Source organism: Thermodesulfobium sp. (assembly GCF_053498235.1).
In genome coordinates this window covers 37304-47680 of record NZ_JBRCUV010000009.1, presented here as the reverse complement: position 1 = coordinate 47680, position 10377 = coordinate 37304, and the positions used below count along the sequence as shown (strand labels likewise).

The 10377-nt window shown below is 32.7% G+C and carries 10 protein-coding genes; 7 read left to right on the top strand and 3 right to left on the bottom strand.

Going from position 1 to position 10377, the window contains the following annotated elements; all coding sequences use genetic code 11:
- The 3 genes from ACWIUX_RS00700 to fbp all read left to right on the top strand — a co-directional run.
- Nucleotides 1–879, top strand: an 879-nt coding sequence (locus tag ACWIUX_RS00700) for a polymer-forming cytoskeletal protein (RefSeq protein ID WP_448588797.1), incomplete at its 5' end; no start/stop codon positions are given.
- Nucleotides 880–956: 77 nt separating this feature from the next.
- A complete protein-coding gene (locus ACWIUX_RS00695; protein WP_448588796.1) occupies nucleotides 957–2372 on the top strand; it encodes a class II fructose-bisphosphate aldolase in 1416 nt (471 codons plus the stop codon).
- Between the two features lie 11 nt (nucleotides 2373–2383).
- Nucleotides 2384–3349 (top strand): class 1 fructose-bisphosphatase, encoded by a 966-nt coding sequence (gene fbp / locus ACWIUX_RS00690; RefSeq protein ID WP_448588799.1) that lies wholly within the window; start codon nucleotides 2384–2386, stop codon nucleotides 3347–3349.
- Nucleotides 3350–3437: 88 nt separating this feature from the next.
- On the opposite strand, the gene fsa is transcribed toward fbp, so the two are convergent.
- Nucleotides 3438–4091, bottom strand: coding sequence for a fructose-6-phosphate aldolase (gene fsa, locus ACWIUX_RS00685; protein ID WP_448588795.1), 654 nt, complete (start codon nucleotides 4089–4091; stop codon nucleotides 3438–3440).
- A 146-nt stretch (nucleotides 4092–4237) separates the two neighbouring features.
- Here fsa and ACWIUX_RS00680 point away from each other — a divergent pair, with 146 nt between their 5' ends.
- The gene (locus ACWIUX_RS00680) at nucleotides 4238–5185 is read left to right on the top strand and encodes a PfkB family carbohydrate kinase (RefSeq protein WP_448588794.1); all 948 of its coding nucleotides are present in this window, start codon (nucleotides 4238–4240) and stop codon (nucleotides 5183–5185) included.
- On the opposite strand, the gene ACWIUX_RS00675 is transcribed toward ACWIUX_RS00680, so the two are convergent.
- Nucleotides 5163–5603, bottom strand: a complete 441-nt coding sequence (locus tag ACWIUX_RS00675; protein WP_448588793.1) for a hypothetical protein — start codon at nucleotides 5601–5603, stop codon at nucleotides 5163–5165. The genes ACWIUX_RS00680 and ACWIUX_RS00675 overlap by 23 nt on opposite strands.
- 129 nt (nucleotides 5604–5732) lie before the next feature.
- On the opposite strand from ACWIUX_RS00675, the gene aroF reads away from it, so the two are divergent.
- From aroF to aroA, 3 genes are read left to right on the top strand one after another with little or no spacing between them, the layout of a single operon-like run.
- A complete protein-coding gene (gene aroF, locus ACWIUX_RS00670; RefSeq protein ID WP_448588792.1) occupies nucleotides 5733–6743 on the top strand; it encodes a 3-deoxy-7-phosphoheptulonate synthase in 1011 nt (336 codons plus the stop codon).
- A 5-nt stretch (nucleotides 6744–6748) separates the two neighbouring features.
- On the top strand, nucleotides 6749–7597 hold the full coding sequence (locus tag ACWIUX_RS00665; RefSeq protein WP_448588791.1) for a prephenate dehydrogenase: 849 nt from the start codon (nucleotides 6749–6751) through the stop codon (nucleotides 7595–7597).
- 3 nt (nucleotides 7598–7600) lie between these two features.
- Nucleotides 7601–8887, top strand: a complete 1287-nt coding sequence (gene aroA / locus ACWIUX_RS00660; protein WP_448588790.1) for a 3-phosphoshikimate 1-carboxyvinyltransferase — start codon at nucleotides 7601–7603, stop codon at nucleotides 8885–8887.
- 6 nt (nucleotides 8888–8893) lie between these two features.
- Here the strand turns inward: aroA and ACWIUX_RS00655 are convergent, their stop codons facing one another.
- Nucleotides 8894–10246 (bottom strand): CCA tRNA nucleotidyltransferase, encoded by a 1353-nt coding sequence (locus tag ACWIUX_RS00655; RefSeq protein WP_448588789.1) that lies wholly within the window; start codon nucleotides 10244–10246, stop codon nucleotides 8894–8896.
- Nucleotides 10247–10377: the final 131 nt, after the last annotated feature.

The window sequence follows — 10377 nt, the reverse complement described above, 5'->3', positions numbered from 1 at the left end:
ACACTATTTTTTTTGTTAAATTCTTATCTTTATGTAAAGAACCAAAATTTTGTATGGTCACAGTCAAGAGAAGGATTTGGTCATTCTTATAAAGGTGAAAAATCTTTAAAAAATTATGACATAAAAAAAGAAATAACTATTGAGCAAGGACAAGTAATAAACGGCGATTTTATAGTACATGATACGTTACTAACTGTTAGTGGTACGATAAACGGCGATCTAATTGCTTATCGATCTGATGTAATTTTGAAAGATTCTGCTGTAATAACAGGAAAGGTAATCATACACAATGGTTCTTTGAAAAAAGATAGTGGAGCTCAAACAGGTGAAATAGTTGAAATTTTATCAAAGAAAACTCCTCCGCCATTTTTAAATGTGAGGCCGTTATTTGGCAAAAATGTTGACGGCGCATTAGTGGTTGATTTTAGAACTCTTATAAACAATTTTGAAGCTAAAATATTCTTTTCAGTATTGATATTTTTCATGTGTTTTATTTATTTTCTGCTTTTTAAAAATGTTGTAATAGAAAAATATAATCTTGTTTACAAATTCTCTTTAAAGGCAATATTTTTTGCATTTTTTATATTCTTATCTGTTCCAAGCATATTTTGGTTTTCAAGGGAAGAGCCATTAATTGCGATAATCATATTAACTATTATGTCAATTTTTAGTATACCAGGTACATCATTCTTTATATTTTCAATTTTTAAAAATTTATTCTATTTGATTTTAAAAAGGGATGTACCCTACTTTCTTTATGTCTTGCTTTCCTGCATGTTTCTATCTTTAACAGTTCTAGTTTTTAATGGAAGTCTGTTTTATTTGATTTGGTTATCTCTTGGGCTTTCTTATACTGTTTTGCTATACAAGAACTCTTAAAGATTTGATATTTTTATGCTTTTGTTATATATTTGTTAAAAATGTAATTTGATAATGTTAAGGAAGGGGAGATTAGGTTGTTTAGGACAAAAGAAGAAATTACAAAGATTTTTAGAGAAAATGGGTTATTAGTTAACGGAGAGATAACTTTAAACAAAGATAAACTTAGAAAGAATGTTATTGATAATCTTATTAGAACTGCTGTTTTTACTCAAGATTCTGAAATAAAAAATTATTGCTATTTTCTTATAAGAAAATTTGCAAATATGATGGGCGTTATTTCTTCTTCAATTCATGATTTATATATTGCAAAGGGAAGAGGAGAAGCGCTAGAATTTACTGTTCCAGCGATAAATATTAGGTGTTTGACATATGACTTTGCAAGAAGGATTTTTAAAGTTGCTCTAAAGAAAAATGTGGGAGCTATGATATTTGAAATAGCGAAATCTGAGATTGAATATACATTTCAAAGGCCTATTGAGTATATTTCCTGCGTCTTAGCTGCAGCCATTAAGGAAGGTTATGAAGGAGCTGTTTTTGTTCAGGGGGATCACTTTCAGTTCAGTTCAAAAAATTATTTCTCAAATCAAGAATTAGAATTAGAGAATATAAAAAATATTACAAAAGAGGCAATAGAAGCAGGTTTTTATAATATAGATATTGACCCGTCAACTTTGGTGGACTATACAAAGCCAACTTTAATTGAGCAACAATATCATAATTATATAAACACTGCAAAAATGACTGATTTTATAAGATCGATTCAGCCAGATGGAATAAACATTTCGGTTGGAGCAGAGATCGGACATATAGGTGGTAAAAATTCAACTGTTGAAGAATTTGAGGCCTTTATGGGTGGATTTTTATCAAATTTAAAATCAAATCCTGGGATTTCTAAAATAAGTGTCCAAACAGGTACTGCCCACGGGGGCATTCCTTTACCTGATGGTAGAGTAGCTAGCGTGAAGCTAGATTTTAACGTTTTGGATTCTATTGGAAAATGTGCAAGGGAAAAGTATCATATAGCAGGTGCTGTTCAACATGGGGCTTCAACACTACCTGATGAATTGTTTAACAACTTTCCAAAACATAAAACTGCTGAAATACATTTGGCTACAGGATTTCAAAATATTATGTTTGATTATGCGCCTGAAGAATTCAGGGAATATAATTTTAAATTCATTGAGGATAACTTTAAATCAGAATGGAAAGAAAATATGACTAGAGAACAGTTTATCTATAAAACAAGAAAAAAGGTATTTGGACCATTAAAAGAAAAATGGTGGAATTTGTCAGAAAGTGATAAAAATAGAATTCTTGATGCTTTAGAAGCAAAAATTGAATTTCTCTTCTCTCAGTTAAACGTTTTTGAAACCAAATCTTACATTGATAAGTATATTAATTTGGTAAAGGTAGAATATAAAAATAATATTGTTTTAAATAATAAAAATGTAGATTTCCGCTCTTTGAAGTTTGAAGAAGGAGCTGATTAATAGTGTCTAAGATTGAAATTGGAATAGATCTTAACCGCTTCATTCTTGAAGAAGAAAGACAATTTCCTCAGGCTACGGGGTCATTGAGTCTTGCATTGATGTCTATTGAAAATGCTACAAAAATAATATCATCAAGAATTAGAAAGGCTGGACTTGCAGATGTATTGGGTAAAGTAGGAAAGATAAATATTCAGGGGGAAGAAGTTCAAAAACTAGATCAACTGTCAAATAATTGGTTAATTGAACACCTTTCTGATTCTGGACAATTTTATGCTTTAGCTTCGGAAGAACTTGATGATGCTATTTTTCCTGAAAAAGGAAAAGATGGTAAATACGTAATTGCTTTGGATCCCCTGGATGGTTCATCAAACATAGATGTAAATGTAAATGTAGGGACAATATTTTCTATATACAGAAAGTGTTGTGAGGGTGTAGAAAATTTCTTCCAGGAAGGTTATAAGCAGGTTGCTGCTGGATATGTAGTTTATGGTTCTTCTACTATGCTAATGTATACTACAAAAAACGGTACTCACGGATTTACTCTAGACCCATCAATAGGCTCATATCTTTTGTCTCATCCCAATCTGAAGATGCCCTCAAGAGGAAAGATCTATTCTATTAATGAGGGATATTCTCAAAAATGGGATGAATCACTTAAAAAATACATTGAAAATATAAAGTCCAAGAATTATTCTTCGAGGTATATTGGTTCTATGGTAGCTGATGTTCACAGAACCTTACTTAAAGGGGGTATTTTTGCATATCCTGGAGACAAAAAAAATCCTCAGGGGAAGTTGAGGCTCCTTTACGAAGTTGCCCCAATGAGTTTGCTCATAGAACAAGCAGGAGGTAGGGCAACTGATGGCAAAAATGAAATATTGAACATAAAGGCTACCAATCTACACCAAAGGACTCCAGTCTTTATGGGGAGTAAAGAAGATATAGACGAACTTATGGAATATATCAATTTAACCTGAGGGTCTTCAAAGTAACGCGTGCATCCTGTTCGAGAATAGTGCTTTTAAATTCCAAAAATTCCCCACTCCTCTTGGGGGGGATTTTATGTTATTTTACTATAGATAAACCCTTTGAATCTTTGAGGAATTTTTCTAGTCCAATGTCGGTCAAAGGATGTTGTACGAGCTGTTTTAATGTTTTAAATGGAACGGTTGCAATATGAGCCCCCGCTTTTGCTGCTTCTACAACGTGTAGCGGATGCCTTATGCTTGCTGCAATTATTTTTGACTTTGAACCAGTTATCTTCAGAATTTCAGATATTGATCTGACTAGGTTCATCCCATTATATGAAATGTCATCTAATCTGCCTATAAATGGGCTTATATATACTGCCCCAACAATAGATGCTAAAATGGCTTGAGATTCTGAAAATACAAGTGTCATATTAACAGGGATATTTTCCTTGGATAATATCTTTGTAGCTTTTAGACCATCTTCGGTTATAGGAATCTTGATAACTATATTCTCTGCAATTTTAGCTATTTTTAGGCCTTCTGAAACCATATCCTTAAAATTTGTTGATACTACTTCCGCACTTACTGGGCCATTTACAATACTGCAAATCTTTTTTAAGTGATCAATAGGAGCTGATGGATTTGCTTTTGCAAGTAGCGATGGATTGGTTGTTACACCTGAAATTATACCGAGTTCTACTCCTTCTTCTATTTCTTCAATCTTTGCAGTATCTAAATATAATTCCAAGATTTACACTCTCCTTGATTTTTTCATCTATTATAAATTAATTGCTTTCAAAAATCTATAGTACAGCTTTATCATGTAAATTTGATAGTTATCTATCTAATGATATAATCTAAGCTTGGTTGTATATTTTTTAAACTGGAGGAAGAATGATTTTTTGTGTTGGAACAATAGTATTTGATACCATTCTTGTTGTAAAAAAACTAGCCATGGTAAACGATGCGGTTTTGGCTGAGGAATATAAAAGAACTTTTGGTGGAGCTGCTGCGAATTGTGCTGTTACTATAAAAAAGCTCTCTGTTGAATCAGGTCTTATTTCAGCTGTAGGAGATAATGATTTTCACCATGGATACGAAAAATATCTTAAGGATTTAATGATAGATACAAGATTTATATTTAAAATACCAAATGGGTATTCTCCAAGAAGTATTTTAATTACAAGAGTGCCTGACGGTGCTCAACAAATTTATTTTTACGAAGATAAAATAAATTATGAAAAAATTTTAGAATCGAATATTCAGCACATTTTAAATAGTTTAAGTCTTTGTAAAATACTTCACTTTACTACTGGGTATTATGATTTTTATAAAAAATTACTTATGCAACTGAAAGAGACTAACAAAGATATAAAAATAAGCTTTGATCCAGGACAACAGACGTTAACTCAGCCAGAAAAAGTAATTGAAATATTACCTTATGTTGATTTCTTATTTATGAACGAGTTTGAAAATAAAAAATTGTGTGAAACTTTAAATGTAAAAAATATTATGGAATATAAGGAATTTGAGCTTTTATGTGTCACTTATGGCGAAAAAGGTTCTAAAATCTTTTATGATGGCTTTAATTATAAGATTCCAGCTATTCCACCTGAAAGGTTTATTGATTCCACTGGTGCTGGAGATAGTCACAGAGGTGCATTTTTAGCTTCATATCTTCTGGGGTTTGAATTTATTGATTGTGCCTATATAGGCGCCTCGGTGGCTTCTTTTGTATTAGAAAAGGATGGCGCTCAAACCAACTTGCCTAATCTCGATATGGCTATTGAAAGAGCTAAAAAGTATGTAAACTCAAATTTCACAGTTTCACGTCAATCATAGCTGAGACGCCAACTCCCAAAACTCTGCTAAATTTCAATGGATTAAGGGAGTCAGACGGTATTAAAGCCTTAATTCTAAATTTGTTATCACTGAAATTAAGCTCTAACTGCATAACAGCTTGTACAGTTTGAACTCTTTCGGCTGGTCCTGAAACTTGAGCTGCGCCCACATATGTTCCATTACCTATTGAGATGATAGGCACGACCTTTGTCATTTCTTGAGTTGATATATTTCTGTTCATCAGGGCAGTATTAATAAAATCATTTATTTGTCTACCAAAAATTTTAACTGCTATTGCTATTCCTCCACCTTCTAAGATACTACCGAGATTGAAAGCATAAAGCTTTGCAGGCGATAGAAAAAATAGACTGCAAATAAGAAGCGCTACAGTAACCCTTTGAAAAATAAATTTTTTCATAGATTAATACCTCCTTCTATTTTTCTAAAGATTATAACTTAAGTTAGTTATAAATAAATTAAATTTTTGACAAAACTATAAATTTTTTATACTATTTTCTAAATTAGTTTTATATTGGAGGTACCTTTGATGATTATTGTGATGAAACCGTCAGCAAGTGAAGAAGAGATTAATAGGGTAGTTGAGAAGTTGAAAAGCTTAGGTTTTGGAGTTCATCTTTCAAAGGGAGAGGTTCATACTATAATAGGTGCAATTGGAGACAAAAGATTACTAGTCGAGCCCCTTGAAGTTTTGCCAGGAGTTTCTGAGGTTATTCCAGTAAGAAAACCGTATAAAAGAGCAAGCAGGGAATTTCATCCTTTGGATACTGTAATAGATATGAAGGATTTAAAAATTGGCAGCAGGCAACTAGTAATTATGGCTGGACCATGTGCTGTTGAAAGCAGGGAACTATCTTTTGAGGTCGCAAAAGCTATTAAAAATCTGGGAGCGAGTATTTTAAGGGGTGGAGCTTTTAAACCAAGATCTAGTCCTTATTCTTTTCAGGGACTAGGCGAAGAGGGATTAAAGTATCTTAGAGAAGCCGCTGATGAATATAAATTGAAGGTTGTTACAGAAGTAATGGATACTAGAGATGTAGAGTTAGTCGCTTCTTATGCTGATATACTTCAAATTGGGACAAGAAATATGCAAAATTTCCCCTTACTAAGGGAAGTAGGCAGTTGCTCTAAACCTGTTTTGTTAAAGAGAGGTCTTTCCTCATCGATTGAAGAATGGCTGTTGGCTGCTGAGTATATCTTAGCTGAGGGTAACGAAAATGTTATTCTTTGTGAAAGGGGAATAAGAACTTTTGAGAAATATACAAGAAATACCCTTGATCTAAGCGCGGTGCCTTTAATAAAGCAGCTTAGTCATCTTCCTATAGTTGTTGATCCTAGCCATGCTACTGGCAAAAGGTCTCTCGTGGCACCAATGGCAAGAGCGGCTATAGCTTCTGGGGCTGATGGATTGATGATAGAGGTCCATCCAAGACCAGAGGAAGCTTTATCGGATGGTCCTCAATCTCTAAATTTAACTGAATTTGAAATTCTAATGAAAGAAATTCGTCCTATTGCAGAAGTTTTAAATAGAACGCTATAAACACAATGAATTTTAAAAATATTTGTATTGTAGGGCTTGGTCTGATAGGTGGGTCGCTTTCTAAGGCCTTTGCTTCCAAGGGATATAGCGTTTATGGATTTGATTACGATATAGAAACTATTAATATTGCCAAATCTGAAGGGATTTTTTCGCATTTAAGTAATGAAATTGATTCTAACGTTTCTAATTGTGATCTTGTATTTGTTTGTGTAAGTATTGAGAAAACTTTAGATGCCTTTAAGGCAATTATTCCATATCTTAAAGAAAATTGCATAGTATGTGACGTGGCGAGTGTAAAATCGCACTTTTTTAATGAAGTTATTAAGATAATCCCTAAAAAGGTTAATTTTATAAGTACTCACCCAATGGCTGGTACTCAGTATAGTGGATACAAAAATTCGTTTAAAGAAATTTTTATCGACAGGCCATTTCTAATAATTAAAAATGAAAAGGCTAGGCATTTAGTTGATGAACTTTCTAATTTTTTGAAAACAAATCTTTGTGTTAATGTTTACTTAATTAATAGTGTCCATGAACACGATACTCTTGTATCATTGATTAGTCATTTACCCATGTTTATAGCAGTATCCCTATCAAATACATTAAAGAAATACAATCAAGACTTTCCTTATCTAAATTTGGTTGCTGGTCCTGGTTTTAAAGATACCTCTAGACTAGCCCTCCAAAATCCAAATTTCACTTATTCCATATTTAAATTAAATAAAGAAGAAATTTCAAAAGTTGTTGACTCATATTTTGATACCTTAGCCTCTCTTAGAGAGTTTCTTGAGGAAGACTTAGAAGCATTAAGATCAGAAATTGTAGCAGCTAGAGAATTTAGAGGGAGGTTTTAAATTATGAAAATTTCGGGAAAAATTAAAAGTTTTTCTTCAGAGATTTATGTTCCTTCTGATAAGTCTATTACTCATAGACTTTTTATTTTTGCACTATCAAGCAAAGGTACCTCTATTATTAGAAATCCCTTGTTAGGAGCTGATACCTTATCTACTCTATCAATTGTAGAGCAACTAGGAGGAAGAATAGAAAGACTTGAAAATTCAATTGTAATTAAGGGAAAAGGACTAAGGGATTTGGATGAACCATCAGATGTGTTAAATTGTGGAAATTCTGGTACAACAATAAGACTTTTTTCTGGGTTGCTTGCTGCTGAAAAAAGGGGTTTCTATGTTTTGACGGGTGACAGTTCCCTAAGAAATAGGCCTATGGGAAGAATAGTTAAGCCCTTATCCATTATGGGCGCAAATATATTTTCAAGACAAAATTTTCTTGCTCCATTAGCAATTGTTGGGAATAAAAATGGTCTTGATGGAATCAATTATAATATGCCAATTTCAAGTGCACAACTAAAGTCTTGTTTGATTTTAGCAGGTCTTAAGGCAAATTCAAATAGTATTATTACCGAACCATTTCCTTCAAGAGATCACACTGAACTTATTCTTTCTTTTTTGGGAATAAACATAAAAAAAATTGAGAATTCAGTTTATGTTTATCCTTCACAGGAATTGGCACCATTCGAACTAACTGTTCCTGGAGATCCTTCATCTGCGGCATTTTTTGTAGTCCTTGCGACATTAGTATCAAAGTCTAGGCTAATAGTAAAGGACGTATGCCTTAATCCATTAAGGATAGGATATATTGATGTTCTCAAAAGAATGGGTGCAAAAATAGCTCTTGAATATATTTCTTCTGATCCTGAACCAATTGGCAATATTCTTGTAGAAGGGGTAGAGAAGTTGGTGGCTACAGACATCGTTCCCGCGGAAGTTCCTAAAATTATAGATGAAATACCTATAATTTCGATTGCAATGGCTTTAGCTGAAGGTAAAAGTGAAATATCCGGTGCCTTTGATTTAAGAAAGAAGGAAAGCGATAGAATAAGTGCAATTTGTTTTAATTTAAAAAATATGGGTGTAGATATTATAGAGAAAGAGGATGGCTTTATTTTAAATGGTATAAATGAGCTTAAATCTACAAATATTAAAACTTTTGATGATCACCGAATAGCAATGGCTTTTAGTATTGCTGCACTTTTAGCAAAAGGAGAAAGCACAATAGACAACCCTTCTTGTTGTTCAATTTCTTTTCCAGATTTTTATGATAGACTTTTCAGGTTATGCACGTAAAGGGCTTTATTTTTTTATTTTTAGGTTATTGAATTTCTCAAGGAGGAAAGCCTTTGCGTCTTCTTCGTCTTTAACTTCTCCTCTAATCATAGCTCCTTTGAGCATTTTTAAGGCTATACCTACAGCTGGACCTGGTTCTAGGTTTAGCAGATTCATTATTTCTTTTCCGTTCAATGGAAGCCTTTTTGGAGGTTCATAATATAAAGCTGTTTTAATTATTTTTTTGTATAGTCTGTATCGCTCTAATATGTAAGATAAAGTAATTTTTTGGCCTCTACTTGATAATCTATCTGCTAGGCTAAGAAGAGTGATATTAACGGTATAAGGATAAGTTTTGCTCAAGAATTTTAATATATGTGCTTCAGGATTTTCTATAGGTATGAAAATTGGTTGCATATGATTCTTAACAAGGTGTTTTAGTTCCTTTATTTCTGATTTTGAAAGTCTCATCCTTCTTGCAATTTTTTCAACAATTATTGCTCCTTCATGATCGTGATTTAGATAACTTATCTTATTTGAGTCAAATTTCATAGTTATTGGTTTTCCAACGTCATGTAAAAGAGTAGCCAATTTCAACAGCTGTATATTTTTCCTTCCTCCACCAATTATATGATTTAGATAGAAGGTAAGTTTTTCTGAAATGTCTTGCCAAATAGGTGATTTTAAAAGCAAAATTCTTTCAAGGCATCTTAAGGCTTCAAAGGAGTGTTCAAGTCCGTTTAAGTGATGAAATCTTTGAGGTTCTGCACTTACTCTTTCTAGCAATGTCAATTCTGGAAAAATTACTTTTAAAATTCCTACTTTATATAGATTATAAAGAACGTTGCTTGAGTTTTTTAAGTTTAATATCTTAAAAATTTCATCTCGCACCCTTTCTGACGGAACCTGAGAAATTAAAGGTGCTTGTTCCATAATTAAAATACTTGTTCTTTCATCCAACTGGAAATTCATTTCGGCTACAAATCTATAAGCTCTAATTAATCTGACAGGATCTTTAATAAAAGCAAGGTCACTAGTTAATCTAATTTTTTTATTGATTAAATCTCTGATTCCTTCGGCAGAATCAAAGAGAGCTCCGTCACTCATTCTGATGGCCATCGAGTTTATTGTGAAATCCCTTTCTAAGAGATCTTCTTGTAAATTGCTTCCTTTTGGTTCAGAAATATCTATTTGTAAACCCTCTTTTATTATACGAATAGTTTTGGCAGTGTAATTAGCACCTTTTAGAAAAAAGAACTTGCCACCTAAATTGTTTACTAATAACTTTGCTACATCCGCTACCGAGCCCTCAGAGACAAGGAAATCATAATCGCTTATTTCTCTGCCGACTAGTAGGTCCCTAACTGCTCCTCCTACCAAAAAAACATCCTCAAACGCATTTTCATCTAAAAGGATGTGAATTTTGTTGAGCAAATCATTTTTTTCTATTAATTCTTTTAAAGAAGTTATTTTTGCTCCCCCTCTTTTATCAAAATTATTTTAAGATCAAT